Source organism: Streptomyces sp. NPDC021115 (genome assembly GCF_044333065.1).
Lineage (GTDB): Bacteria > Actinomycetota > Actinomycetes > Streptomycetales > Streptomycetaceae > Streptomyces.
This window is the reverse complement of record NZ_JBIRQF010000016.1, coordinates 78,529-104,767: the sequence shown is the minus strand read 5'-3', so window position 1 is coordinate 104,767 and position 26,239 is coordinate 78,529. Positions and strand designations below refer to the sequence as shown.

General features: G+C 72.8%; 22 protein-coding genes and 1 pseudogene. 13 read left to right on the top strand and 10 right to left on the bottom strand.

Features of this window, described 5'->3' with window-relative positions; genetic code table 11:
• Nucleotides 1–186 precede the first annotated feature (186 nt).
• Nucleotides 187–2,325, top strand: coding sequence for a glycogen debranching protein GlgX (glgX, locus tag ACH4TL_RS34660; RefSeq protein WP_398324242.1), 2,139 nt, complete (start codon nt 187–189; stop codon nt 2,323–2,325).
• 91 nt (nt 2,326–2,416) lie between these two features.
• Here glgX and ACH4TL_RS34655 read toward each other — a convergent pair whose 3' ends face one another.
• On the bottom strand, nt 2,417–3,769 hold the full coding sequence (locus ACH4TL_RS34655) for a rhodanese-like domain-containing protein (RefSeq protein WP_398324240.1): 1,353 nt from the start codon (nt 3,767–3,769) through the stop codon (nt 2,417–2,419).
• Nucleotides 3,770–3,947: 178 nt separating this feature from the next.
• Here ACH4TL_RS34655 and ACH4TL_RS34650 point away from each other — a divergent pair, with 178 nt between their 5' ends.
• From ACH4TL_RS34650 to ACH4TL_RS34625, 6 genes are all read left to right on the top strand, one after another.
• On the top strand, nt 3,948–4,409 hold the full coding sequence (locus ACH4TL_RS34650; protein ID WP_398324237.1) for a winged helix-turn-helix transcriptional regulator: 462 nt from the start codon (nt 3,948–3,950) through the stop codon (nt 4,407–4,409).
• 73 nt (nt 4,410–4,482) lie between these two features.
• Nucleotides 4,483–5,331 carry an alpha/beta fold hydrolase gene (locus tag ACH4TL_RS34645; protein ID WP_398324234.1) on the top strand — a complete coding sequence of 283 codons (849 nt, stop codon included), beginning with the start codon at nt 4,483–4,485 and terminating at the stop codon, nt 5,329–5,331.
• A gap of 16 nt (nt 5,332–5,347) precedes the next feature.
• Nucleotides 5,348–5,746, top strand: a complete 399-nt coding sequence (locus ACH4TL_RS34640) for a nuclear transport factor 2 family protein (RefSeq protein ID WP_398324232.1) — start codon at nt 5,348–5,350, stop codon at nt 5,744–5,746.
• Nucleotides 5,747–5,918: 172 nt separating this feature from the next.
• Nucleotides 5,919–8,327, top strand: coding sequence for a malto-oligosyltrehalose synthase (gene treY / locus ACH4TL_RS34635; RefSeq protein WP_398324230.1), 2,409 nt, complete (start codon nt 5,919–5,921; stop codon nt 8,325–8,327).
• Nucleotides 8,328–8,459: 132 nt separating this feature from the next.
• Nucleotides 8,460–9,557 carry a lytic polysaccharide monooxygenase gene (locus ACH4TL_RS34630; protein WP_398324228.1) on the top strand — a complete coding sequence of 366 codons (1,098 nt, stop codon included), beginning with the start codon at nt 8,460–8,462 and terminating at the stop codon, nt 9,555–9,557.
• 313 nt (nt 9,558–9,870) lie between these two features.
• Nucleotides 9,871–11,232: a phosphatase PAP2 family protein gene (locus tag ACH4TL_RS34625; RefSeq protein ID WP_398324225.1), complete on the top strand. Its 1,362-nt coding sequence runs from the start codon at nt 9,871–9,873 to the stop codon at nt 11,230–11,232.
• Here the strand turns inward: ACH4TL_RS34625 and ACH4TL_RS34620 are convergent.
• Nucleotides 11,148–12,102, bottom strand: a pseudogene (locus ACH4TL_RS34620) (LysR substrate-binding domain-containing protein). The gene ACH4TL_RS34625 and the pseudogene ACH4TL_RS34620 overlap by 85 nt on opposite strands.
• A 12-nt stretch (nt 12,103–12,114) precedes the next feature.
• On the opposite strand from ACH4TL_RS34620, the gene ACH4TL_RS34615 reads away from it, so the two are divergent.
• The 3 genes from ACH4TL_RS34615 (at nt 12,115) to treZ (ending at nt 16,239) form a co-directional block, all read left to right on the top strand.
• Nucleotides 12,115–13,275, top strand: coding sequence for an FAD-dependent oxidoreductase (locus tag ACH4TL_RS34615; protein WP_398324223.1), 1,161 nt, complete (start codon nt 12,115–12,117; stop codon nt 13,273–13,275).
• A gap of 184 nt (nt 13,276–13,459) precedes the next feature.
• The gene (locus ACH4TL_RS34610; RefSeq protein WP_398324221.1) at nt 13,460–14,368 is read left to right on the top strand and encodes a GNAT family N-acetyltransferase; all 909 of its coding nucleotides are present in this window, start codon (nt 13,460–13,462) and stop codon (nt 14,366–14,368) included.
• 98 nt (nt 14,369–14,466) lie between these two features.
• A complete protein-coding gene (treZ, locus tag ACH4TL_RS34605) occupies nt 14,467–16,239 on the top strand; it encodes a malto-oligosyltrehalose trehalohydrolase (protein ID WP_398324219.1) in 1,773 nt (590 codons plus the stop codon).
• Between the two features lie 4 nt (nt 16,240–16,243).
• Here treZ and msrB read toward each other — a convergent pair whose 3' ends face one another.
• The 4 genes from msrB to ACH4TL_RS34585 all read right to left on the bottom strand — a co-directional run bounded on the left by msrB (nt 16,244) and on the right by ACH4TL_RS34585 (nt 19,623).
• Complete coding sequence (gene msrB, locus ACH4TL_RS34600) at nt 16,244–16,651, bottom strand: peptide-methionine (R)-S-oxide reductase MsrB (RefSeq protein ID WP_398324216.1); 408 nt, start codon at nt 16,649–16,651, stop codon at nt 16,244–16,246.
• Between the two features lie 28 nt (nt 16,652–16,679).
• Complete coding sequence (murC, locus tag ACH4TL_RS34595; RefSeq protein WP_398324213.1) at nt 16,680–18,101, bottom strand: UDP-N-acetylmuramate--L-alanine ligase; 1,422 nt, start codon at nt 18,099–18,101, stop codon at nt 16,680–16,682.
• A 94-nt stretch (nt 18,102–18,195) separates the two neighbouring features.
• Nucleotides 18,196–18,681 (bottom strand): indole-3-glycerol phosphate synthase, encoded by a 486-nt coding sequence (locus ACH4TL_RS34590; protein ID WP_398324432.1) that lies wholly within the window; start codon nt 18,679–18,681, stop codon nt 18,196–18,198.
• Between the two features lie 96 nt (nt 18,682–18,777).
• Nucleotides 18,778–19,623 (bottom strand): pyrimidine reductase family protein, encoded by an 846-nt coding sequence (locus tag ACH4TL_RS34585; protein WP_398324211.1) that lies wholly within the window; start codon nt 19,621–19,623, stop codon nt 18,778–18,780.
• Between the two features lie 66 nt (nt 19,624–19,689).
• On the opposite strand from ACH4TL_RS34585, the gene zapE reads away from it, so the two are divergent.
• Both zapE and ACH4TL_RS34575 read left to right on the top strand, forming a co-directional pair.
• A complete protein-coding gene (gene zapE, locus ACH4TL_RS34580; RefSeq protein ID WP_398324208.1) occupies nt 19,690–20,799 on the top strand; it encodes a cell division protein ZapE in 1,110 nt (369 codons plus the stop codon).
• 138 nt (nt 20,800–20,937) lie between these two features.
• The gene (locus ACH4TL_RS34575) at nt 20,938–22,335 is read left to right on the top strand and encodes an alkaline phosphatase PhoX (protein ID WP_398324205.1); all 1,398 of its coding nucleotides are present in this window, start codon (nt 20,938–20,940) and stop codon (nt 22,333–22,335) included.
• Nucleotides 22,336–22,350: 15 nt separating this feature from the next.
• On the opposite strand, the gene ACH4TL_RS34570 is transcribed toward ACH4TL_RS34575, so the two are convergent.
• Genes ACH4TL_RS34570 through ACH4TL_RS34560 form a run of 3 tightly spaced genes read right to left on the bottom strand, consistent with a single transcriptional unit; the run spans nt 22,351 to nt 24,110 of the window.
• Nucleotides 22,351–22,524, bottom strand: a complete 174-nt coding sequence (locus ACH4TL_RS34570) for a hypothetical protein (RefSeq protein ID WP_398324203.1) — start codon at nt 22,522–22,524, stop codon at nt 22,351–22,353.
• Nucleotides 22,525–22,542: 18 nt separating this feature from the next.
• Nucleotides 22,543–23,211, bottom strand: a complete 669-nt coding sequence (locus tag ACH4TL_RS34565) for an ABC transporter (RefSeq protein WP_398324200.1) — start codon at nt 23,209–23,211, stop codon at nt 22,543–22,545.
• Nucleotides 23,208–24,110, bottom strand: a complete 903-nt coding sequence (locus tag ACH4TL_RS34560; protein WP_398324198.1) for an ATP-binding cassette domain-containing protein — start codon at nt 24,108–24,110, stop codon at nt 23,208–23,210. Before ACH4TL_RS34560 ends, ACH4TL_RS34565 begins: the two co-directional genes overlap by 4 nt.
• Before the next feature lie 69 nt (nt 24,111–24,179).
• On the opposite strand from ACH4TL_RS34560, the gene ACH4TL_RS34555 reads away from it, so the two are divergent.
• Nucleotides 24,180–24,908 (top strand): peptidyl-tRNA hydrolase, encoded by a 729-nt coding sequence (locus ACH4TL_RS34555; RefSeq protein WP_398324196.1) that lies wholly within the window; start codon nt 24,180–24,182, stop codon nt 24,906–24,908.
• Between the two features lie 342 nt (nt 24,909–25,250).
• Here ACH4TL_RS34555 and ACH4TL_RS34550 read toward each other — a convergent pair whose 3' ends face one another.
• Nucleotides 25,251–26,162, bottom strand: a complete 912-nt coding sequence (locus ACH4TL_RS34550; protein WP_398324194.1) for a class I SAM-dependent methyltransferase — start codon at nt 26,160–26,162, stop codon at nt 25,251–25,253.
• Nucleotides 26,163–26,239 lie beyond the last annotated feature (77 nt).

The window sequence follows — 26,239 nt, the reverse complement described above, 5'->3', positions numbered from 1 at the left end:
ATATCGCATACGTCAAGGTCACCCGGTAGGACGAACCGATATGGCCGTAGGTTGCCTCGCCTTCGAGGAAGTTCTGCCGAAACCGCCGCTCTCCCGCCCGAGTTGGGAAAGGATGCGTCGTCGGTCGGTTCCGGCCGGGGCCCGCGGTGCTCGCGGCCCCGGGAGAAGAAGTGGAAGAGTCGGCGTATGCAGGTCTGGCCGGGACACGCTTATCCCCTGGGCGCCACGTACGACGGCGCCGGAACCAACTTCGCGGTGTACTCCGAGTCCGCCACGCGGATCGAGCTGTGTCTGCTGCACGACGACGGCTCGGAGACCGCGGTCGAGCTGCGCGAGACCGACGCGTTCGTCCGCCACGCCTATCTGCCGGGCATCATGCCGGGTCAGCGCTACGGCTTCCGGGCCCACGGCCCGTACGCACCGGAGCGCGGGGACCGCTGCAATTCCGCCAAGCTGCTGCTGGACCCGTACGCCAAGGCCATCAGCGGGAAGATCGACTGGGGCGAGGAGGTCTACGGCTACCACTTCTACCGCCCCGACAAGCGCAATGACCTGGACTCGGCCCCCCATACGATGGCGTCGGTCGTGGTCAATCCGTACTTCGACTGGGGCGACGACCGGCCGCCGCGCACCGACTACCACCGCACGGTCATCTACGAGGCCCATGTGAAGGGCCTGACCATGCGCCATCCGCGGCTCCCCGAGGAACTGCGCGGGACCTACGCGGCGCTGGCCCATCCGGCGATCATCGAGCATCTGACGGAACTGGGCGTCACCACGCTGGAGCTGATGCCCGTCCACCAGTTCGTCCACGACCACCGGCTGGTGGACGAGGGGCTGGCCAACTACTGGGGCTACAACACCATCGGCTTCTTCGCCCCGCACAACGCCTATGCCTCCTGGGGCGACCGGGGGCAGCAGGTGCTGGAGTTCAAGTCGGCGGTGCGGGCGCTGCACCAGGCGGGCATCGAGGTCATCCTCGACGTCGTCTACAACCACACCGCCGAGGGCAACCACCTGGGCCCGACGCTCTCCTTCCGGGGCCTGGACAACGCCTCGTACTACCGGCTGGGCGAGGACCGGCGGTACTACACGGACACCACCGGCACCGGGAACTCCCTGCTGATGCGGAGCCCGCACGTGCTCCAGCTGATCATGGACTCGCTGCGCTACTGGGTGACCGAGATGCGGGTGGACGGCTTCCGCTTCGATCTGGCGGCGACGCTGGCCCGTCAGTTCCACGAGGTGGACCGGCTGTCGTCGTTCTTCGACCTGGTGCAGCAGGACCCGGTGGTCAGCCAGGTGAAGCTGATCGCCGAGCCGTGGGATGTCGGCGAGGGCGGCTACCAGGTGGGGAACTTCCCGCCGCTGTGGACCGAGTGGAACGGGAAGTTCCGGGACACCGTGCGCGATCTGTGGCGCGGCGAGCCCCGCACCCTGGCCGAATTCGCCTCCCGGCTCACCGGCTCCTCCGACCTCTACCAGGGCGACGGCCGCCGCCCGCTCGCCTCCGTCAACTTCGTCACCTGCCACGACGGCTTCACCCTGCGCGACCTGGTGAGCTACGACGAGAAGCACAACGAGGCCAACGGGGAGTCCAACCAGGACGGCGAGAGCTACAACCGCTCCTGGAACTGCGGCGTCGAGGGCGACACCGACGACCCCGGGGTGCGGGCCCTGCGCAGCCGTCAGATGCGCAACTTCATCGCCACGCTGATGCTCTCCCAGGGCGTGCCCATGCTCAGCCACGGCGATGAGTTCGCCCGCACCCAGGGCGGCAACAACAACGCGTACTGCCAGGACAACGAGACCTCCTGGGTGCGCTGGCCCGTCCCGGGCAAGGACGCCACCGAGGGCGACCGGGAGGCCCTGGAGCTGCTCCGGTTCACCCGCTCCCTGATCTGGCTCCGCCGCGACCACCCCGTCTTCCGCCGCCGCCGCTTCTTCCACGGCCGCCCGGTGGAGGGCACCCACGACGAGCTGTCCGACATCGCCTGGTTCACCCACGAGGGCGAGGAGATGCGCCAGCGCGACTGGCAGGCCGCCCACGCCAAGTCCCTCGCGGTCTTCCTCAACGGCAACGCGATCTCCGAGCCGGGCGTCCGGGGCGAGCGCATCACCGACGACTCGTTCCTGCTGCTCTTCAACGCCCACCACGAGCCGCTGGACTTCGTCGTGCCCGTCGACCACGGCAAGCAGTGGCAGGTCATCGTGGACACGGCCGTCCCCGAGGGCGTCGAGCCCGGCAGCGGCCAGAAGGTCGCGGCGGGCGACCGGCTGACCCTGGTGGACCGCAGCCTGACGGTCCTCCAGCGCCCGGCCTGAAACCTCAGATGGAGTACGTGGGCTCTCCGGGCCGTTCAAAGGAGAAGCCGCGCGGCCCCTCCCGCTCGCCGATCCCCCTTTGTGCCCGCGCTCATGTCAGCCCCGCTCGGACCGCGGCATCGAAGTCGTCGTCCACGACGACGACGTCACGTCCCGCGGCGTCGAGCAGGGAGGCGGCGATGGCCGCCCGCATGCCGCTCGCGCAGTGCACCCACACGGTGCCGTCCGGGACCTCACCGAGCCGTTCGCGCAAGCGGTGGAGGGGGATGTGCGCCGACGCCTCGACGGCGCCCTGAGCGCGTTCGGAGTCGCGGCGCACATCGAGCACCGCCATCCGCTCCCCGCGCCGACGGGCGGCGGCGAGCGCGGCGAAGCCGGCGCGGGGGAACGAGGCGAGCCGGTCGCCGTCGGCGATCCAGTCCTCGGGGGCGCCGAGGGCGGCGGCGGCCGGGCGGTCGATGCCGACCCGGGCCAGCTCCCGCTGGGCGTCGGTGAGCAGGCCCGGTGTCGCGGCGAGCAGCGTCACGGGTGTGCCCCACGGGATCAGCCAGGCCAGATACGTGGCGAGCTTGCCGTCGCTCGCGAAGTTGAGGGTGCCCGCCAGGTGGCCCTCGGCGAAGGCGACGCGGTGACGCAGGTCCACCACCCATTCCCCGGCGGCGAGCCGTTCGGCGATCTGCCGGGGATCGGCCCGCCGGGGCGGCGTCAGGTCCAGCGGGGCGGGTCCGGCCGCGTTCACCGGGCCCACATGGGCGTAGTAGGCGGGCACGTCGTCCAGCCCCGCGAGGAGACGGGCGACGAACGACTCCACCTCCAGCGTGAACGCGTCATTGGTCGCGCGTTCCCGTCCGATGGTGGTCGTATCGCCCTGCGCCTGGGCGGAGGAGCAGAAGCTGCCGAAGCCATGGGTGGGCAGCACGGGCACCTCGTCGCCGAGCCGATCGGCGAGCCGGCGCACCGAGGTGTGCTGCGCCCTGGCCAGCCGCTCGGTGAGCCCCGGCTCGACCAGGTCGGTCCGTCCCACGGCGCCGATCAGCAGCGATCCACCGGTGAAGACGCCGACCGCGCGCGCCGCCTCCTCCAGCACATAGGCGGTGTGGTGGGGAGTGTGTCCCGGGGTGGCGACCGCGCGCAGCACCAGGCCGTCGTCCACGGTGACGGTGTCGCCGTCGGCCACCGGCGTACGGGCGAGGGCGACGCGGGCCTCGGCGGGGACGAGGTAGCGCGCCCCGGTGAGCCGGGCCAGCTCGGGGCCGCCGGTCACATAGTCGTTGTGCACATGGGTTTCGGCGACGTACGCGATGCGCGCCCCGCGCCGGGCGGCCGCCGCGATCACCTTGTCGACATCACGGGGCGGGTCGACGGCGACCGCGGTGTGCGGGCCGCCGGCGAGATAGCTGCGATTGCCCAGGGTCTCGATGTCCAGGGTGTCGATGAAGAACACAGCCGCGACTCCTTCACGATGGCCGGAGCAGCCGGGTCCCACACGGCCAGGGCATGGGTTCCCCGCAGCTCCTCGATCGAACCTCGGCACCCGGGTCGAGCCCGGCCGAGGCCGGTCAACCATGGCCAGTAACATTACAGAACTACTTTCGCTTCACAACTACTACCGGGGAGAAATCGTGTCCGACCACGGGAGCCACGTCACCTTCCGGCACGGGCAGGAGTTCCTGGCCGCGATCTCCGAGCGCTGGAACTACCAGATCCTGCGGGAGGTGTTCTTCGGCGTCGGCCGCTTCGGCGAACTCAAGCGCGCCCTGGGCATCTCGGCGAACATCCTCACCGCGCGGCTCAACAGCCTGACCGAGCTGGGTCTGCTCACCAAGCGCGCCTATCGCTCGGACAAGCCGTGGTACGAGTACGAGCTCACCGACAGCGCCCGCGAACTCGTCGTCCCCGCCATCGCGGCCATCGCACGCTGGGCCGAGACCCATGCGACCGACGGTGACATCACACATCACCCGCTGATGCACACGGTGTGCGGCAACCTGACCAATCCGTATCTCGCGTGCAGCAGCTGCCACCAGCCGGTCGAAGCCCCGACGCTGCGGCCGATGCCCACCGAGGAGGGCGGCGCCGACTGACCTAGTATCGATTTGAAACTAGTAGTGATACGCTACTAGTAGTTCCGAGCACCGACCAGGGAGAGGACTGACCATGACCACGAACTGGCAAGAAGGGGTCACCGAGGAGCTGATCCCCACCTCACTGGGGCTGATCAACGTGCTCGTGGGCGGCCGTTCCGACGGTCCGGCCATGGTGTTCTGGCCCAGCCTGATGATGGACGGCGCCATGTGGCAGCACCAGTACGAGCACTTCGCCCCGACCCACCGCGTCGTGCTCATCGACAGTCCCGGGCATGGCAAGTCCGACGCACTGCGCAAGATCATCGACCTGAAGGACTGCTCGGACGTGCTCGTCGAGATCCTCGACGCGCTCGACATCGACAAGTGCGTCCTGGTGGGCAACAGCTGGGGCGGGATGCTCGCCGGGCTCTTCCCGGCCTACTACCCGGAACGGACCGCGGCGGCGGTCGGCATCAACTGCACCGCCTCGCTGCCCACGATGTTCGAGAGCATCTGGGCCACCGCGCTGTCCACGTTCCTCTCGCTGCACGCGAAGATGCCGCCGCTGGCCGCCAAGGCCGCGCGCGGCGCGTTCGCCGGGCCGACCGCCGAGGCCACCAACCCGGAGTTCGTCGAGTTCACCAAGTTCGTGCTGCGGGACGACCCGAAGTCGGTCGCGTGGGCGCTGCGCGGCATCCTCATCGGCCGCAAGGACGAGCACCGCCGCCTGAACACCATCAGGGATGTGCCGGTCCTGGTCATCGCCGGCGAGGAGGACAGCCAGTTCCCCGTTCACGTGGTGCGCAAGATGGCCGACGCCATCGAGGGCAGTACGTTCCGTGTGCTTCAGCACACCGCCCACCTCGCCGCCCGCGAGAACCCCGAAGGCGTCAACGCCGAGATCGACGCCTTCCTCACCGCCCTGCCCGCCGCGGCCTGATCAGGAGACCGTCACCATGACAGACACCGCACAAGCGACGGCCGTGCCCGGCTGGGTCCTGAAGTTCATGGATGCCATCGACACCCTGGAGTTCGATGAGGGCTTCGCGCCGCTGACCGAAAACACCGACATGTTCTTCGGCACCGCGCACATCCACGGCGTCGAGGCCATCAAAGCGTTCTTCGTCAAGATCGACGCGCCGCTGATCATCACCCACGAGGTCCTGGAGTTCTGGACCGCGGACGACGGCGTCCGCCTGCTGCGCGGCGAGGCAACCATGGCCAAGAAGAGCGAACCGGACAAGGTAGTGCGCGCCCCGTTCACGCACATCTTCTACCTTGACCAGGAAGAGCCGGTTCGTGTTGGGACACTCCGCATCACTGCCGGCCCACTTCAGACCGACGCCGTGATGTGACCCCGTTCCGGGGCTGACGACGGACAGGACCAGCAGCCCGGTGGTCCCGACGGGCGTCCCGTCCCGGCGGGGAAAGCAGCTCGAGCGAGCCTTCTTCCTGTCCGCCAAACCCATGCGCCCGGATGGCGGTGCGGCATCTCGTGGGGCGCTCCGCGTGGGTACGTACGTTCATATGACGGCTGACCGCATCGCGCCCACCGCCACCTACCGGCTCCAGCTCCAGCCCGGTTTCCCCTTCGCGGCCGCCGAGCGGGCCGTGCCGTATCTGGCCTCGCTCGGCGTCTCCCATCTGCATCTGTCGCCCGTGCTGGAGGCCCGGCCCGGGTCGGCGCACGGCTACGACATCGTGGACCACACCGCCGTACGGGCCGAGCTGGGCGGCGAGCGGGGGCTGCGTGCCCTCGCCCGTACGGCCCGGGCGCACGGCCTCGGGCTGATCGCCGACATCGTGCCGAACCACATGGCGGTGCCCGTGCCGGAGCGGCTCAACAGGCCGCTGTGGGAGGTGCTGCGGGACGGGCCCGAGTCGGCTTACGCGCGGTGGTTCGACATCGACTGGGCCGAGCACGGCCGCAAGGTGCTGCTGCCCGTGCTCGGCGGGCCGCTCGGCGACGAGTGGGAGCGGCTGCGCCCCGGCGACGACGGGGTGCTGCGCTACTACGACCACGAGTTCCCGCTGCGGCCCGGCACCGAGCGGCTGCCGCTGGCCGAGCTGCTGGACGCGCAGTGGTACCGGCTCGGCTGGTGGCGGCTGGCCCGTACCGAGCTGAACTACCGCCGCTTCTTCACCATCTCCGAGCTGATCGCGGTGCGCGTCGAGGACCCCGAGGTCTTCGCCGCGACCCACGGCACGCTGCTGGAGCTGCTGCGCGACGGGGTGCTCGACGGGCTGCGGGTGGACCACCCGGACGGCCTCGCGGACCCCGGTGGCTACCTGCGGACGCTGGACGAGGCGGTGCGGGCGGCGACGGGCGGCGACGGCCGCTGGACCGTCGTGGAGAAGATCCTCGCCCGGGACGAACCGCTGCCCGCCGGCTGGCCCGTCGCCGGGACGACCGGCTACGACGCGCTGCACCACATCGACGGCCTCTTCGTCGACCCGGACGGGCTGGCGAAGCTGACCGCCGCCTACCGGAGCTTCACCGCCGCCCCGCCGGACGAGGGCGGCGACTGGGCGGCCACCGTCCGCCGCGCCGCCCACCATGTGGTGACGCACGAACTGGCCACTGAGGTGGCGCGCCTGACCCGCACCGCCGCCCGCATCTGCGCCGCCGCCCCGCCGCTGCGCGACCACGCGCCCTGGGCGCTGGGCACGGCGATCCGCGCGCTGCTCGTACGGCTGCCGGTCTACCGCCCGTACGCCACCGTCGGCGCCCCGGCGGACGAGGCGGACGCGGAGCTGCTGCACCGGGCGGCGGAGGACGCCCGTACGGCCTTCCCGGCCTCCGCGGTCGAGGCGGAGGCCCGGGCGGTGGAGACCGTACGGGACGCGGCCCTCGGCAGGCTCGGCGACGGCCCGGACCACCGCGACTTCTGCGCCCGCTTCGCCCAGACCGCCGCGGCGCTGCGCGCCAAGTCCGTCGAGGACACCGCCTTCTACCGCTACACGCCGCTGCTGTCCGCGGCGGAGGTGGGCGGCGACCCCGGGCGCCCGGCCGTCTCGCCCGGGGAGTTCCACGCCTTCGCCGCCCGGCTGCTGGCCGACTGGCCCGCGACCGGCACGGTGCTGTCCACCCATGACACCAAGCGCAGCGCGGACGTACGGGCGCGGATCGCGGCCCTCACCGAGGCCCCGGCCGGATGGGCCCGGCTGCTGGCGGACCTGGCGGCGCGACCGGAGGCCCCCGATCCGCAACTCGCCTGGACGGCCTGGCAGACCGCGTTCGGCCTGGGCGCGGCGGAGCCTCAGCGGCTCGTACCAGCCGTCCTGAAGGCGGTCCGGGAGGCGGGACTGCGTACGACCTGGACCGAGCAGAACGCCGCGTACGAGGACGCCGTGACCGCCTACCTGGAGGCCGGGCCCGGCGATCCCGCCTCCGCGGCCCTGGACGCCCTCGCCGCCGAACTCGCCGCCCCCGCCCGGGCCAACACCCTCGGCGCGGCACTGCTGCATCTGACCATGCCGGGCGTGCCCGACCTGTACACGGACACCGAGCGCGCCTACCTGGCCCTCGTCGACCCGGACAACCGCCGCCCGCCCACGCTGGACGGCCACGCCGCCGACGGCCTGTCCGCCGAGAAGCTGCTGCTCACCCGGGCGGCGCTGCGGCTGCGCCGGGACCATCCGGACTGGTTCGGCCCCGGGAGCCGCTACACCCCGCTGATCGCCGCGGGCCCGGCGGCGGAGCACTGCGTGGCGTTCCTCCGTACGTCCCGTGCGTCCGGTGACGGTGGCGCGATCACCGTCGCCACCCGCCTCTCCCGGCGCCTGGCGGAGGCGGGCGGCTGGGGCGCCCGCGCCCGGCTGCCCCTGCCCCCGGGCCGCTGGCGGGACCTGCTGACCGACCGCACGACCGAGGGCCCGGCCCCGCTCGCCGCCCTGCTGGACCGGCTCCCGGTGGCCCTCCTGGTCCGGACCTGACCGGGGGCCGGGCGCGTTCGCGTCCTGAAGCATTTACAGTCACACCCCCGCGCGCTACGTTCACCAAGCAACTGGGAGCGCTCCCATACCGACGGTTCCTGACCCGATCACGTCGAAGGGAAGACCAGCGCAATGGCTCGACGATTACTGGCCCCCGCACGCCCCCCACACCCGCCGGGCGGCTCCCGCGCCCGCCGATACGCCCTGCTGGTACTGCTCTCCGTACTGCCCGCCCTGGGCCTGGTGTTCACCTCCTCAGGCAGCGCCTCCGCCCACGGCGCGCCCATGATGCCGGGCAGCCGCACCTATCTGTGCTGGAAGTACAGCCTGTCCAGCACCGGTGAGGTCAAGCCGGCCAACCCGGCCTGCAAGGCCGCGTTCGACAAGAGCGGCGCGACCCCGTTCTACAACTGGTTCGCCGTGCTCCGCTCGGACGGCGCGGGCCGCACCAAGGGCTTCATCCCCGACGGCAAGCTGTGCAGCGGCGCAGCCACCGTCTACGACTTCTCCGGCTTCGACCTGGGCAGCAAGGACTGGCCGGTGACCCATCTGACCTCCGGCAAGACGATGCAGTTCTCGTACAACGCCTGGGCCGCGCACCCGGGTTCGTTCCGCAGCTACGTCACCAAGAACCCGATCGACCCGACGAAGCCGCTCACCTGGAACGACCTGGAGGACCAGCCGTTCGACACGGTCACCAACCCGCCCCAGTCCGGCCCGGTCGGCACGGTCGACGGCAAGTACACGTGGAACGCCACCCTGCCCTCGGGCAAGAGCGGGCGCCACATCATCTACACCGTCTGGACCCGCTCGGACAGCCAGGAGACCTTCTACAGCTGCTCCGACGTCGTCTTCGACGGCGGCAACGGCGAAGTGACGGTCCCCGGCGCCAGCTCCGGCGGCAGTGACCCCACCGACCCGCCCACCGCCAAGTGCACCGCGGCCCAGAAGACCACCAGCACCTGGAACGGTGGTTACCAGGCCGAGGTGACGGTGACCAACACCGGCGCCACGCCCCTCTCCTCGTGGATGGTCGACTGGACCCTGCCCGCCGGACAGCGGGTCGACAGCGCCTGGAACGGCAAGTTGACCACCAGCGGTACGGCGGTCTCGGTCACCAACGCCGACTGGAACGGCTCGTTGGCCGCCGGGGCCTCGACCACCTTCGGCTACGCCGCCAGCGGCGGCTCCCCGGACACCGCGGCCGCCCCGATCTGCATGGTGCACTGACGTCCCCGAGAGTGCCCCTGATCCGCTCCTCGATCCGTCAGGCGCACCTCACCCAGCCGGTCTGCCGCCCCCGTCCCCTCCGGTCGGCAGACCGGCGCCGCGGTTCTCCGGGGGCGGCCTGTGACACGCCCCATGACGCAACCCGCGAGCAACGAAATCCACCCGCGCCGTTCAGATAGCATGATCTGATTCACGAAGAGCGCCCTTATCGCCCGCCCTTCACTGGAAAGCCACGCCATCCAGCACAAAGAGTGACCCCGTAAACCAAACCACCAACAAAGCGGCCAAACCATTGATACCTATAGCATCGCGGGTGTTTTCGCGAATAAACCGCATACCTGCCCTCGCCGCGCGGCGTCGACCACGGGCGGTGCTGTGGGCGGTGGCGGGTCTGGTGACCCTCGGGTTCCTCATCGGGCTGGAGATCACCGCGCGCCACTACGACCTGCCGGGGCCGGTCTCCAATCAGGTGCGCGAGGTGGTGTTCGCGCCCAAGTCGGGATTCCTGCTCTACGCCGGTATGGCGTTGATGATGGTGGTGCTCACCTGGCGGGAACGGTTCATCGCGATGGGTGCCGCGATCGGCATCGATCTCGTCTTCGTGCTGGCGCGATGGGCACTCGGCATCAAGGTGACCGACGGCCATCCCTTCGGCAACGGCGCGCTGTGGGTGATGCTGGGGTGCGCGGTCGTCGCCGTCGTACGGCGCACGGGCCGGGAGCGTGCCCTGCTGCTGAAGGGCGTCGCGCTGGGGCTGCTGCTGGTGGCGGGGCGTAAGACCGGGGACACCTGGCTGCTCATCACGGCGAAGACCCGCCCGGCGGTGCTCGATCCGTATCTGGCGACCGCCGATCACGCGCTGGGCAATCCGTCGTGGCTGGCGGGCCGGGCCGTCGAGGCCATCGGCCCGATCGGCGCCCATGTGCTCGACTACGTCTACATTCAGCTGCCGGTGGCCGCGGTCATCGTCACGCTGTACCAGATGCGCAACGTGGCGGCCGAGCGCCGCTTTCCGAGCCACCATCTGGTGCGCACCTTCCTGGCCATCGGCCTGCTCGGGCCCGCCGTTTACATGATCTTCCCGGTGGTCGGGCCGGTCTTCGCCTACGGCCCCGGGGCGTTCGGCACCGGCGGCGAGGAGTGGAACCTGGCCAGCCTGTGGCCGCACACGCCCCCGCCGATCGGCGTCCCCCATCCGATGTCCTTCGATACGGTCACCCCTCGCAACTGCATGCCGAGCCTGCACACGGCATGGGCCACCGCAATCTTCATCCATTCCCGCAAGGGCCCGCGAATTCTCCGGTTCGCGGGCACGTTCTGGCTGGTGGCCACGCTCAGCGCGACCCTGGGATTCGGCTACCACTACGGCGTGGACCTCATCGCCGGTGTGGTGTTCGCCCTCACGATCGAGGCCGCGCTGCGCTCGTTCGCGTACGGCTGGGACCGGTCGGGAATCCAACTGGTCGCCCACGGCACGGCGGTCTTCGCCGCGCTCCTGGTGGCGTATCGCTACCTGCCGCTGGAGATGGCCCGCCACCCCTGGGTGTTCGGCCCGCTCCTCCTGCTCGCGATGGGCTCCGTGATCCACCGCTACGTACGGGCCACCCAGCTGTGGGACCCCAAGGCCGCACCCGCACTCCAACCGGAACCGGAACCGCAACCCGAACTGGCCTGAGTCAGCAGGGTGACGAAGGCGGCCGCCGCGCCCGAGAGGCGGACCCGGGAGAAGGCCGTCACCTCGCGGCGCCACGGTGGGTCCAGGGGCAGGGTCGCACAGTCCTGCCGGGCCGCCACGTGCGCGGGCGCGATGAGGACGCCGACCCCGGCGGCGGCCATGGCGACCGCCGTCGAGCTGTGCTCGGTGTCCACGGCGGTACGCGGCGTGAATCCGGCCCGTTCGCAGGCCAGGTCGAGGAAGCGGCGGCCCTCGACCACCGGTTCCAGCGCGCAGCGCACCCAGTCACGGTCGGCCAGGTCCATGAGGCCGACGACGGGCCGCCCGGCCAGTGGGTCGTCCGGCCAGTGGGTCGTCCGGGGCCACGACGACCACCACTTCCTCCTCGCCCAGGGACACCACGGGCCCCGTCCACCCCTTCGGCCGGTGGCCGACCGCGAGGTCCGCGACGCCGTGTTCCATGGCGTCGCGCAGTTCCTCGCCGGTGGCGTACTCGTGCAGTACCAGGCGCATCCCCGGGCGTTCGCGCCGCCAGCGGGCGAAGAGCCCGGGGAGGGCGCCGACGGCGAGGGCGTGCAGCGTCGCGAGGTGCAGTTCGCCGCCCTCCGCCCCGGCGGCGGCGTGCGCGGCGCGCCAGGCACGTCCGGCGCTGCGCACCGCCAGCTCGGCGTGCGGCAGGAAGGCGCGCCCCATGGGGGTGAGTCGCGCGCCGCGCGGCAGCCGCTCCAGCAGCGGGCCCCCGGCTTCCCGTTCCAGGGCCTTCATCTGGTGGGAGAGCGCGGACTGGGTGACGCCCAGCAGCTCGGCGGCGCGGGTGAAGGACGCCTCCTCGACGACGGTCACCAGGTATTCCCTCTGACGCAGGCTCATGCGCCCCCTGGCATGAAGATTGTTCACGGCACCGGCGGCTACAGCACGGCGCTGCGCGCCGCCGCCCTGGGCCTGCGGGTCGTCCTCGCCGAGCGGGATCTGATCGGCGGGACCTGTCTGCACCGCGGCTGCGTTCCCAGCAAGGCGATGCTGCACGCGGCGGAGCTGGTCGACGGTATCGCCGAGGCGCGCGAGCGCTGGGGTGTGAAGGCCACGCTGGACGCGGTGGACTCCGTGGTGACCAGCGACGACGCGCTGTTCGCGCCCGGCCTCCCGGCGTCCGTCCTGGTGCTGGGCGGGGGCGCCATCGGGGTCGAGTACGCCTCGCTGCACCGCTCCATGGGGGCGCGGGTGGTGCTGGTCGAGGCCGCGGACCGGCTGCTGCCGCTGGAGGACGCCGACGTCAGCCGCCATCTGACCCGCGGTCTGAAGAAGCGCGGCGTGGAGGTGCTGGCCGGGGCCCGGTTGGAGGGCGCCGAACGTGACGAGGACGGGGTGCGCGCGACCGTCCGTACGGCGCGCGGCGAGGTGCGCGAGCTGGACGTCGAACGGCTGCTGATCGCCGTCGGCCGCGCGCCGGTGACCGACGGGCTGGACCTGGCCGCCGCCGGGATCGCCACCGACGGGCGCGGCTTCCTCGCGCCCGCCGACTGGTCGCGGCTGGAGACGGCGGTGCCGGGCGTCCACGCCGTGGGCGACGTACTGCCCCCGCCGTCGCCGGGGCTGGCGCACGCGTCGTTCGCGGAGGGTCTGCTGGTGGCCGAGACGCTGGCGGGCGGCTCGCCCCGGCCGGTGGACTACGACGCGGCGCCGCGCGTCACGTATTCGAGCCCGCAGACGGCCTCGGTGGGGCTTTCGGAGGCCGAGGCCCTGGACCGTACGGGCGGCGAGGCCGTCGCCAACACCATGCCGCTGACCGCCGTCGCCAAGGGCATGGTGCACGGGCAGGGCGGGATGGTGAAGGTGGTGGCCGAACGGCCGGGCGGTCGCGTCCTCGGCGTCCATCTGGTGGGCCCGCACGTCTCCGAGATGATCGCCGAGAGCCAGCTCGTCGTCGGCTGGGACGCCGAACCGGCCGATGTGGCGCAGCACATCCATCCGCATCCCACCCTCTCGGAGGCGGTGGGCGAGGCATATCTGACGCTGGCCGGGCGGGGGTTGCACCAGCGGTGACGGAAATGGCGTGGACAGGGGAGCGCCCGCGTCCTTAGGGTGCGCATCACGCCCGTGAGACGAGGAAGGAGGCGCCGAGCCATGAAGACGTTCGTCATTCCGCGCTCCCGCCCCTTCCCTTCAGGGCGTACCCCCGTCTGATCAGGCATCCGACCGGGAGCGCAGACCTCCTGGAAGGAATCCCATGACCGATCTGGTCATCCGCGCGCTCGCCGAGAGCGACGCGCATCTGTTCCACACCCTGGACGACTCCGCGCTCGTCGGCCGGGGCCGCTTCGGGCATACCTACGCCACCGTCGGCCGGGGCGGCGAATACCGGCCCGAGTGGACGTGGGTGGCGCTGCGCGGGGAGCGGGTCGTGGCCCGTGCCGCGTGGTGGGGCGGGCCGGACGACACCGCGCCCGTCGCGCTGGACTGGTTCGACTTCGCCGAGGGCGAGGCCGAGGCCGCCGCCGAGCTGCTGCGCACCGCGCCCCTGCGCGCCGAGTACTGCCTGCTGGCGCCGCCCGGCTGGCGCGACCGGCCCGAGGAGAGCGCGGCGGTGCGGGCGCGGGTCGACGCGGCCGTGGCGGGCGGGCTCAACCCCCTGGTCGAGCGCTACCGCTACGAGTGGACGCCCGCGCTCGGGCTGCCGGAGCGGCCGGGGCGGCTGGAGTTCCGGCCGGAGCCCGACGACACGGTGATCGCCGACGTGATGCGCCGTGTCCACCAGGGCACGCTGGACGCGCACGACCGGCGGCTCATCGCCGAGGGCGGCATCGAGGCCGCGGTCGCCGAGAACCTGAGGGAGTTCCACTGGTACCCGTCGCCCCGCGACTGGTGGCGCCTGGCGTGGACGCCGGGCGGGGAGGTCGTCGGCATCCAGGTGCCCGCGCACAATCCGGCCGGGCCGTGCGTCGGCTTCATCGGGGTCGTCGCCGGGCAGCGCGGTCACGGCTATGCGTACGACCTGCTCGTGGAGTGCACCCACGACCTGGTGGAGCGGGGCGCGACCAGGATCGCCGCCGCGACCGACCAGGGGAACCGGCCGATGGCCGCGCACTTCGTCAAGGCGGGCTACCCGGTCACGCAGGAGCGCATCGACCTCGTCTGAGCCCGAACCGGTGCGGCCCTGCTGCGCGACCGGCGCTCCGTCCCACAGCATGGTCAGGACACGTTCCCCGGGGACGCGGACCATGTGAGGAGACGTCAGTGCTGTTCGAGGTGTGGGCGCCACATGCCGAGCGGGTCGGGCTCCATGTCGTCGCGGGCGGTCAGGGCCGTACGCGTCCCATGGAGCCCGATCCCGCCCGGGACGGCTGGTGGCGGGCCGAGGCCGGGGCGGGGCACGGGACGCGATACGGCTTCGCGCTCGACGGCGGCCCCCCGCTGCCCGATCCGCGCTCCCGCCGCCAGCCGGAAGGGCCGGAGGGGCTGAGCGCGGTGGTGGACCCGGCCCGGTTCGGCTGGGAGCGGGAGTGGTTCGGGCGGCCGCTGCCGGGCGCGGTGCTGTACGAGCTGCACATCGGGACGTTCACCCCGGAGGGCACCTTCGACGCGGCGGCGGTGCGGCTTCCGCATCTGGCCGGGCTCGGCGTCACGCATGTGGAGCTGATGCCGGTGTGCCCGTTCCCCGGGACGCACGGCTGGGGGTACGACGGGGTCGCGCCGTGGGCCGTGCACGAGCCGTACGGGGGCCCCGAGGGGCTGGCCCGGTTCGTGGCCGCCGCGCACCGGCACGGCCTCGGAGTGGTGTTGGACGTGGTGCACAACCACCTGGGGCCGTCCGGCAACCGGCTGCCGGAGTTCGGGCCGTACTTCACCGACACCCACCACACCCCGTGGGGCGCGGCGGTCAACCTGGACGCGCCCGGCTCCGACGAGGTCCGCGCGTACTTCCTCGGCAGCGCGCTCGCCTGGCTGCGCGACTACCGGCTGGACGGGCTGCGGCTGGACGCCGTGCACGCGCTGCACGACACCCGCGCCCGGCACTTCCTGGCCGAACTGTCCGCCGCGGTGGACGCGCTGGCGGCCGAGACCGGCCGCCCGCTGTTCCTGATCGGCGAGTCGGATCTGAACGACCCGCGCACCACCACCCCGCGCGAGGCGGGCGGCCACGGTCTCCACGCCCAGTGGAACGACGACTTCCACCACGCCCTGCACACCTACCTCACCGGCGAACGGCAGGGCTACTACGCCGACTTCGCCGACTTCGGCGCCGGGGGGCCCGCCGCCCTGGCGAAGACGCTGAGCGGCGGCTTCTTCCACGACGGTACGTACTCGTCCTTCCGCGGCCGCCGCCACGGCGGCCCGCTGCACCCGCCCGCCACCCCGGCGCACCGGCTCCTCGGCTACGCCCAGACGCACGACCAGGTGGGGAACCGCGCGACCGGCGACCGGCTGTCCGCCCGGCTCTCCCCCGGGCTGCTGGCCTGCGCGGCGGCGGTCGTGCTGTGCGCGCCGTTCACGCCGATGCTCTTCATGGGCGAGGAGTGGGGCGCGGCCACACCCTGGCAGTACTTCACCGACCACCGGGACCCGGAGCTGGCGGAGGCCGTACGGCGCGGCCGCCGCCGCGAGTTCGCCGCCCACGGCTGGGCGGAGGCGGACATCCCCGACCCCCAGGATCCGGCGACCCGGCTGCGGTCCTGCCTGGACTGGACGGAGCCGGACCGGGAGCCGCACCGGGCACTGCTGGACTGGCACCGGCGGCTGATCGCGCTGCGCCGCGCCGAGCCCGCCCTGACCGACCCCGCCTGGTCGTGCACCCCGCTGACCACGGGGCCTGACGGCTGCTTCGGCTTCCGGCGCGGCCCGCTGCACATCCTCGTCAACCCGCACGACCGCCCGGCGGACGCCCGGCCGGAGCCGGGCCCCGCCGGGGTCACCGAGGTGGTCGCCGCGTGGCAGCCGGTCGAGCCTCCGGGCCCGGACGGCACGGTGTGGCTGCCGCCGGAGACGGCGGCCGTGCTGCGGTCGACTTGAGCGCTCAGCCCTCCTGGGGGGCGAGCCGCAGCGAGATGGAGTTGATGCAGTACCGCTGGTCGGTCGGGGTCGGATAGCCCTCGCCCGCGAAGACATGGCCGAGGTGCGAACCGCAGCGGGAGCACCGCACCTCGGTGCGGACCATGCCGTGCGAGCGGTCGTCGATCAGCTCCACGGCGGACGAGTCCGCCGGGTCGTAGAAGGACGGCCAGCCGCAGTGGCTCTCGAACTTCGTCTCGGAGCGGAACAGCTCCGCGCCGCACGCCCGGCACGCGTAGACGCCGGTGGTCTTGGTGTCGGTGTATTCACCGGTGAAGGGGCGCTCGGTGCCCGCCTCGCGCAGGACGTGGTACTCCTGCGGGGTCAGCTCCGTGCGCCACTGCTCATCCGGCTTGTCGATCTCGTACGCCATGGACGGGACCCTCCTCAGCTCTCCGGCCTCAGCTCTCCGTGCTCTTCAGACGGGCGAGGATCTCCGGACCGAGGTCGGTGACATCGCCTGCGCCCATGGTGAGAACAAGGTCACCGGGCTTGGCCATTCCGGCGATCAGGCCGGGGATCGCGGACCGGTCGTGCTCGGCGGTCACGTCCGCGCCCTTGCGGGCGGCCGCGTCGATCACCAGGTCGCTGGTGATGCCGGGGACCGGGTCCTCGCGGGCCGGGTAGATGTCGAGGACGACGGAGGCGTCGGCCAGCGCCAGCGCCTCGCCCAGCTCGGCGCCCAGCTCCTGGGTACGGCTGAACAGATGCGGCTGGAAGACCACCAGGACCCGGCCCTCCCCCGCGCCCCCGCGGATCGCCTCCAGATCGGCGGCGATCTCGGTGGGGTGGTGCGCGTACGAGTCGATGACCTGCACCCCGGCCGCGGTGCCCTTGAGCTGGAGGCGCCGCTTGACGCCGGTGTACGAGGCGATCGCGGGGGCGAGGTCGCGGGCGGGGACGTCGAGGGCGGCGCCCGCGGTGAGCGCGGCGACGGCGTTGTGGGCGTAGTGCTTGCCGGGCACGGAGACGGTGAAGGTGATCTCGCCCCCGCCCAGGGTCTCCGCGAGCCGGACGGTGACCTCGCTGGTCAGCCCGTGCGGGACGACGCTCAGGACCGTCACGTCCGCGTCGTCGGCCTCGCCGTAGGTGAGCACCCGCAGGCCGTCGTGGCCCGCGACCTCGGCGGTCAGCTCGCGGGCCCCGGGGTGGTCGGCGGAGATCACCAGGGTGCCGCCGGGGCGGACGCGCTCCACGAAGGTCCGGAACGAGTCGTAGATCTCGTCCATGGAGGCGTAGTTGGCGTGGTGGTCCAGCTCCACGTTGAGGATGATCGCGACCTCGGGCGCGTACTTGTGGAAGCTGCGGTCGCTTTCATCCGCCTCCGCGACGAAGATCTCGCCGCCGCCGTGCTCGGCGCTGGAGCCCGGCGCGTCCAGGTCCCCGCCGATCACGTACGACGGGTCGAGGCCGAGGGTGCGCAGCGAGACGGCGAGCATCGAGGTCGTGGTCGTCTTGCCGTGCGTACCGGCGACCGCGATCGGACGGTGGGGGTCCATCAGGGCGGCCAGCGCGTCGGAGCGGTGCACGACGGGGATGCCGCGCTCGCGCGCCGTGACCAGTTCGAGGTTGTCGGCGCGGATGGCGCTGGAGATCACGACGCTGGTGGCGTCGGGCGCGACGTTCCCGGCGGCGTGGCCGAGGTGCACGGTCGCACCCAGCTCGCGCAGCGCCGCCACGATCGGGGAGTCGTTGGTGTCACTGCCCGCGACCCGTGCGCCGCGCTGCACGAGGACCTTCGCGACGCCCGACATCCCGGCGCCGCCGATGCCGATGAAATGCGGACGGTCCAGCGCGTCGGGGGCAATGCCGGCCGGTGCCATGTACGGGTCTCCCCTGGGTGAGCGGTTCTGTCGGTACTGTCGGCCCGATTCTCGCACCCCGCCGCGTCCCTTCCGCACGCCTCCCGTACGGCGCTCAGCCGCCCGTGGTGGCCTGCCCCTCGTCGACCTCGTCGTCCGTGTGCGAGAAGAGCTTCAGCACCGGGACGCCGACCTTGTGGCGGGCCCGGGAGGCCCAGTCGCGGTGGAAGAACTCCTCCACGAAGTGCGGCGCGGTCAGGACGATCACCTCGTCGGCCCCGGTCTCCTCCACCACGCCGCGCAGGACGTCCAGCGGGCGCCGCTGCACGACGTGGCCGCGGGCCTCGCTGCCCGCCGCGCGCAGGGCAGCCACCGAGTGGCTGAGCGCCCGCTCGGCGGGCTCCAGCGCCGCGCTGCCCTCCGGCTCCTCGCCCTCCTGGGCGGCCTGCTCCAGCTCGCCGAGGGCGATGTCGTCGATGGCGCGGAGCAGCCGGTCCTTGCTGCCGCGGGGCTGCATCAGCACGACGAAGGAGACCTGGTCGTCGCCGTGCAGGGTGGTGACGAACTCCACGTCGGCGGCGGTCAGCGGCTTTTCGATCATCAAAATGCTCGTGAACACGACGTGCGCCCTTCTCGTTCTTCGAGGAAGCGATGGAAGCGATGGAAGCGATGGGAATGCGGTTCGTTTATCGCAGAACTATGGGTAAATCCGACGGTAGCGGGTGAAAAGGAAACCGGCGTCCTCCAGCACGGAAGCGAGAGCGAACCGTTCCGGTTCCACGGCCAGCGGCCCGTTCGAGATCCGTGCCGCATCGCCCCCGACCATGAGCGGGGCGACCGCCAGGCACAGCTCGTCCAGTACCCCGGCGGTCACGAACTGCGCCAGCAGCCGGGGGCCGCCCTCGGTCAGCAGCCGGGTGTGGCCCAGCTCGGCGAGCGCCGCGGGGATCGCCCCCACGTCGACCCGCCCCGAGGGCCCGGACCCCGCGCGCACCACCCGGACCCCGGCCGCCGTGGCCGCCGCGACCCGGTCCTCCGCGGCCTGCGCGCCGGTGATCACCACGGTCGGCACCAGCGGCTCGGTGAACAGCGGCAGTGAGAAGTCCAGCTCCAGGCTCGCGCTGACCACGGCGATCGCGGGCGCCGGGGGCTGGCCGAGCGCCGCCCTGCGCTCGGCGAAGGCCTCCCGGGCGCGGGCGGGCCGGTAGCCCTCCTGGCGTACGGTCTCGGCGCCGACCACGACCGCGTCGGCGAGCCCGCGCAGCACCCCGAAGATCCGCATGTCGGTCTCGGAGGACAGCGGCTGCGAACGGCCGTCGTGGTGGGCGGCGCCGTCCAGCGAGGACACCATGTTGGCCCGCAGATACGCCCCCGAGGCGCTCTGCGGCCGCTCCGGATAGGCGTACGCGCCGGCCAGCTCGTCGAGCCCCCACTCGCGGTCGGTGGCGGCGGAGGGCTCCGCGGCTGGGGCTCCGGTCGGCGCGGGCGGTTCGGCGGACGATTCGGCGTACGGGTCGGTGGCCAAGGGGAACAGGCGTCGCATGGCCGCAGTGTGACATGGCTCCCTCCGGGACGGTCCTCCAGGGAAAAGCGACTACCCTGGACATCCGTGTCTGCACCAACCACCACTTCCGGCTCGGCAGGCTCCATAGCCGCCGAAGCCCCCGTCGCCCTCACCGCACGCGCGCCCCAGGTGCCCGCCGAGCGCCTGGTGGCCGAGATGGTGCCGCCGCCCCGGTTCGCCACGGTGAGCTTCGACAACTACATCCCGGACCGCAATCAGCCCAGCCAGGCCGAGGCCGTCACCGTGCTGCGCGGCTTCGCCGAGCGGCTGGACGGCGGCGGAGCGGGCGCGGGCGGCAAGGGCGCCCGCAGACACTGGTTCCGCCGGGCGGCCAAGCCCGCCGTCCCCAGCGGCCCGCGCGGGGTGTACCTCGACGGCGGCTACGGCGTCGGCAAGACCCACCTCCTGGCCTCCCTGTGGCACGCCACCCCGGCGGCGCCCGAGCGGAAGGCGTTCGGGACGTTCGTGGAGCTGACGAACCTGGTCGGCGCGCTCGGCTTCCAGCAGACGGTGAAGACCCTGAGCGATCACCGGCTGCTGTGCATCGACGAATTCGAGCTGGACGACCCGGGCGACACCGTCCTCGTCTCGTCCCTGCTGGGCAAGCTGGTCGAGGCGGGCGTGGCGCTCGCCGCGACGTCCAACACCCTCCCCGGCAAGCTCGGCGAGGGCCGGTTCGCGGCGGCCGACTTCCTCCGCGAGATCCAGGGGCTGTCCGCCCACTTCCGGCCGGTGCGCATCGACGGCGAGGACTACCGCCACCGCGGGCTGCCCGAGGCCCCCGCGCCGCACGCCGACGAGGCGGTCACCCGCGCCGCCAAGCGCACGCCCGGTGCCTCCCTGGACGCCTTCCCCGCCCTGCTGGAGCACCTGTCCCAGGTGCATCCGAGCCGCTACGGCGCGATGTGCGACGGCATCCAGGCCGTCTGCCTGACCGGCGTCGGCCCGGTGCCGGACCAGTCGACCGCGCTGCGGCTGGTGGTGCTGGCGGACCGGCTCTACGACCGCGAGGTGCCGGTGCTGGCCTCGGGGGTGCCGTTCGACCAGCTCTTCAGCGAGGAGATGCTGAACGGCGGCTACCGCAAGAAGTACTTCCGGGCGATATCCCGGCTCACCGCGCTCGCCCGCGACGCGCGGCAACTGGCCGAGGCGTAGGCCGGAAGCCGGAGCCCGGGGAGCCGGAGTCCGGGGAGCATCGGCGCGCGCCGCGTTGATCGGATGGTTCCCGGGCGCCCCGGGCGCGTGATACACACGTGCGGTCATCTTTCCTGTCCGCCAGCAGGGAGTTACCGCATGTCAGCGACACGACGTCAGATCCTGGGCCGTACCGGTGCGCTGGGCGCCTCCATCGCCTTCACCGGCAGCATCCAGGAACTCTTCGCCGGTACGGCCACGGCCGACGCACCAGAGGGGGCGCCCCCGTCGGGGCGCGGCGGCTACGGACCGCTCGTGCCCGACCCGGACGGCCTGCTCGACCTCCCCGAGGGCTTCCGCTACCGCGTGCTGTCCCGCGAGGGCGACGCGCTGCGCTCCGGTGAGGGCAGGGTTCCCAGCCACTGCGACGGCATGGCCGCCTTCCCGGGCAGCGCGAGCGGCCGACCGGCCCGTACGCATCTGGTCCGCAACCACGAGAACCGCAAGGACGCCGCGATCCGCGTCCCCGCCGTCAAGGGCCTCACCTACGACCCGATGGGCATGGGCGGCTGCACCGCCCTCGCGCTCGACTCCACGAACCGCGTGCTGTCGGAGCGGGTCGCCATCGCCGGTACGGCCGTCAACTGCGCGGGCGGCCCCACCCCCTGGCACACGTGGCTGACCTGTGAGGAGACCGAGGACAAGGCGGGGACGAACGGCTACACCAAGGACCACGGGTTCATCTTCGAGGTCGACCCGTACGATCCGCGCCGCACCGGCGCCGTACCGCTCACCGCCATGGGCCGCTTCCAGCACGAGGCGATCGCGGTCGACCCGCGCAGCGGGGTCGTCTACGAGACCGAGGACGCCTTCGAAAGGCCCTTCGGGCTCTTCTACCGCTTTCTGCCGCGTAAACCCCTCGGCGGCACCGGATCGCTGCGCGCGGGCGGAAAGCTCCAGGCCCTGCGGGTGCCGGGGGTGGCCGACCTGTCCACCGTGCAGGAGCCGGGGACGTCCTTCAGCGGCATCGAGTGGGTGACCGTGCCCGATCCGCTCGCGGCGGAAACCCCCATCCGCTTCCAGGACTTCGGCCCGGGCGGCATCACCCACGCCCAGAAGCTGGAGGGCTGCTACTGGGGTGGGACCTCCGTCTACTTCGTCTCCAGCTTCGCCAGGAGCGCGGACGGCTCCGCCGCCGACCACTTCGGCCAGATCTGGCGCTACGACCCGCAGCGGCACCGGCTCACCCTGGTGATCGTCTTCGGCCCGGACACGGATGTGCAGCTGCCCGGCGAATCACCGGACAACATCACGCTCGCGCCCAGCGGCGGGCTGATGGTCTGCGAGGACGGCGAGGGCGCGCAGCACGTCTACGGGCTGACCCGGCGCGGCGAGGTCTATCCGATGGCGCGCGGACGGCAGAACATCGGCACCGAGGACAAGCCCGAGTGGGGTGAGTTCGCGGGCGTCACCTTCGCCCCGGACCGCCGGACGATGTACGTGAACTGCTACACCCCGGGCACCACCTTCGCGATCACCGGCCCCTGGCAGCACTGAGGGTCTGACGGCCCGCTATCCCGAGCACGCGGTGCGCTGTGCCTCCTGCCATGCGCAGACCGGGCACAGCGTCACCCCCGGCTGTGTCGCGGGGTGCTCGGTGGGCTCGCCGCACAGCACGCAGTCGGCGTAGGCGGTCGTACGGTCCGCAGGGTCCGTTGGGTCCGTTGGGTCTGTAGGGGCGTCCATGGCCCCGAGCGTATGCCGTCACTGCCGACGCGAGCTGAGCGCGCACGCGATCGCCGTCGCCCCGGCGGCGATCGCGGCGGTCACGGCGAGGGGCAGCAGCGGCATGCTCACGGTGCCGGTGCGCGAGCCGTTGACCAGCCCCGCCACGGCGGCGTTCGCGGGCGAGGCGCCGATCACCGACACCAGCAGGGCGGCGAGCGCGGTCGAGAGGACGGCCCAGCCGGGGCGGCGCAGCAACGGCCGGTTGCACAGCGCGCCGACGGCCGTGCCCAGCAGCGCGCAGGCGAGCGCCGCCAGCAGCCCGGCGACGGTCGCCGCGCCCACGGGCACCTCGACCCGCCCGTCCGCGCTGCGCGGATCGCCGACCAGCGCGACGAACGCCGTCCCCGCGCCCCCGAGGACGACCGCCGCCCCCAGCGCGGTCAGCACCCCGGCCAGATGTACCCGCCCGGGACTCCGCGCGGCGGCCGCGCAGGCCCGCGCCGCGTCGGGCTCGTTGGTGACGCACACCCGCACCAGCCAGGCGGCGATGGGCAGCACCCCGGCGGCGGCGAACCCGAAGGAGTCGAGGATCGGCTGCCCGGCCTGCACCCCGATGCCCATGAACGCGACATAGAGCAGGAGCGGCGGCAGCCACCGCTGCGAACGGACCAGCAGCGCGGCCTGATACCGCAACAGGGCGATCATGAGCCCTCCGGATCAGCGGGTACGTCGGCCACGGCGCGGATGTGCCAGGGCGGCCGTGCGGTGAGGAGCGCCCGCAGCAGCTCGTCGGAGTCAGCGGCCCCGACCGTGAACCGCGCGACCCGCGGTTCCCCGTCCGGTGCGGGGGCGGGCTCGTACCGCGGCGCGCCGGGAAGGTTCGCGGGAAGGGCCGCGCCCGGCGGGCGTTCGGCCTCGACGCGGACGCGCGGCCCGACGGGCGGCTTCGGCGGAGGCCCGGACGTCGGCCCCGGCAGCGGCCCGGACGTCGGCCCCGGCACCGGCTCCAGACGGGCTTCCGCCACCCGGAACACCGCGTCCGGCGCCCCGGCCAGCCGGCGCGGATCGTGGTCCACGAAGACGACCGCGGCACCGCCCGCGACCCGCTCGGCGACCGCCTCGTCCAGGATTCCGCGCGCGGTCCGGTCGAGGCCGGTCCACGCCTCGTCGAGGACGAGCAGCGCGGGGTCGGCCAGCAGCGCCTGGGCGACGGCGACCTTCTGGCTGGTGCCCTTGGACAGCTCGGCGAGCGGCGCGGCCGCGTAACTGTCGGCCCCGAACCGCTCCAGCCACTCCCCCGCCCCGCGCGCCGCCTCGGCCCGGCCCAGGCCGTGGATCCGGCCCAGGTGGGTGAGGTAGCCGAGGACGGAGAAGGGCAGTTCGGCCGGGAACCGCTCGGGTACGTACGCCGTACGCGGGCGGCCGGTGATCCGGCCGGAGGTGGGGGCGTCGATCCCGGCGAGCAGCCGCAGCAGGGTGGATTTTCCGCTGCCGTTCGTCCCCTCCACGCGGGTCAGCGAACCCGGCGGCACCTCGAGATCGACGCCGCGCAGCACCCAGGGCCCGGCCAGGCCGTAACGGCGCCCGACTCCTCGCAGTCTCATGCCGGTTGAGCATAGGCACTCGGGCGGCGGCCCGCCGCCGCTGTCGGCGGGTGCTGGCAGACTGGAGCGATGACCAGCTCAGACGCCATCCCCCGCAGCAGTCCGTTCCGGCACGCGGAGACGGACCGGGACGCGGCGCCGCAGTTCGTGCTGCCCCTGGTGGTGCGGATAGAGAAGACCGCGCCCCCGGCCCGTACGGACGCCCTGGAGACGGCGGCGCGGGCGGTGCTGGTGCTGCTGTCGGACGAGCGGTCGACGGCGGAGGACGGCGAGTGGGCCGAGGCCGTACGGGACTGGCAGGACGCGCGCATCCGCAAGGTCGTAAGGCGGGCGCGCGGCGCGGAGTGGCGGCGGGCCCAGACGCTGCCGGGCATCACCCTGACGGGCTCCTCGGCGGCCGAGGTGCGGGTCTTCCCACCGGTGCCGCTGGACGGCTGGCCCAAGGAACTGGCCAAGCTCCAGGTCTCCGGCACCGACCTGGACGACCCCACGCCCCCGCCCCCGCCGGACCCGTCCGGACCGGTGCTGTGGCTGAACCCCGGGGTGGAGATGTCGGCGGGCAAGGCGATGGCCCAGGCCGGACACGGCGCGCAGCTGGCGTGGTGGGAGCTGGACGACGCACAGCGGGCGGCATGGCGCGAGGCCGGTTTCCCGCTGGCGGTGCGGGTGGCGACGACCGACCGGTGGCGCACCCTCACCGCCGGCGGCCTGCCGGTCGTCCGGGACGCGGGCTTCACCGAGATCGCCCCGGGTTCCTGCACGGTAGTAGCGGACCACCCGGCCCTGCGTCGGCCGTAAGCCCCGCGAGGCCACGCCCCGACTGCGCGCCGCCGCAACGCCCGGCAGCGCGCCCCCACCCAACTCGACCACCGCCGACCAGTGGCCCGCTGGTGCGGGACCGGGCCAGGCGCGGCGCTACCGGCGGCAGCCCGTCCGTGGCCAGACGGCGGACCTGGCTGCGGCGGCTCGGGGCGGCGGGTTACCCGTCCAGGGCGCGTCACCATCCGGTAGGCCGCCGAAGGCGCCGTGAGCGGCCTCGGGGGGGGCGGACGGGCCGCCGCCGTATTGGGCGCTCGGTGCCGTGAGCACCGACTGCGGCCGGGGGCCGGGGGCGGGCCGCCCGGCCCCCGGCCCTGCGGATCAGGCGCGGCGGCGCTTGCGGATCGCGCGGGTCACCACCGGCGGCAGCACGTCCGCGGCCAGGCGGCGGACCTGGCTGGGGCGGCGCGGGGCCGAGGTGGAGGACGGGGTGGCGGGGGTCTGGGACGCCTTCGGGGCGGGGGCGTCGTCGGCGTAGCGGGACCGCGGCGCCGCCGGATTCTTCGGCTTGCCGGAGAACCGCAGCACCCGACTGCCCGCGATCTCCTGCCGGCTCAAGTGCATCCCGCGGCGCCACCCCTCGTCCGCGAGCATCTCCTCCTGAATCGGCTCGGGGTCGCCCCACATGCCGTAGAGCTTCTGGGTGGTCAGGCAGATGGGCCGCAGTCCGCGGTTGAAGACGGCCTCCCACGCGGCGGCGGCGACGCCGGGGGTGTGCTCGGAGCGGAAGTCGTCGAGCACGACGATGCCGCCGGGCAGCAGGACGTCGCGCGCGGCGCCGATGTCGCCCTCCACGTGCTCGTACAGGTGCGAGGCGTCGACGTGGACGAAGCGGCAGGTGTCGTCGTCCACGAGGCTGGGCACGATCGAGGTCGTGCCCTGGAGGATCTGGGGCAGCTCGTCGTGGAACGCCAGGTAGTTCTGCTCGAAGGCGGTGCGGGTGAGGGTGGAGTACGACTTCCGCGCCTCCGCCGCGTTGTTCTCGTCCGGCGCGTCCTCCGCGTCGAAGAGGTCGCAGACCGTGTAGGTCTCACCGGCCCGCAGGTACGCGGCGGTGAAGATGGCGCTCTTGCCCATGTAGGCGCCCATCTCCAGGAGGTCGCCGCGCTCCCCCAGGCGCTCCTGGCGCCTCAGAAAGAAGTCGAACAGCACTTGGTCAAGGCTGGGGAACCACCCCTTGACGTCATTGAGGCTGCGGGGGCGCTGCGCTGCTTCGGCGGTGGTGGCCGTCATGGTGCTCTCTGTTCCTCGGAGGCGGTCGGGAGAGACGTGAATCGCGGGCCACGCTGGCAGTGGCAGGCAACGCCGGG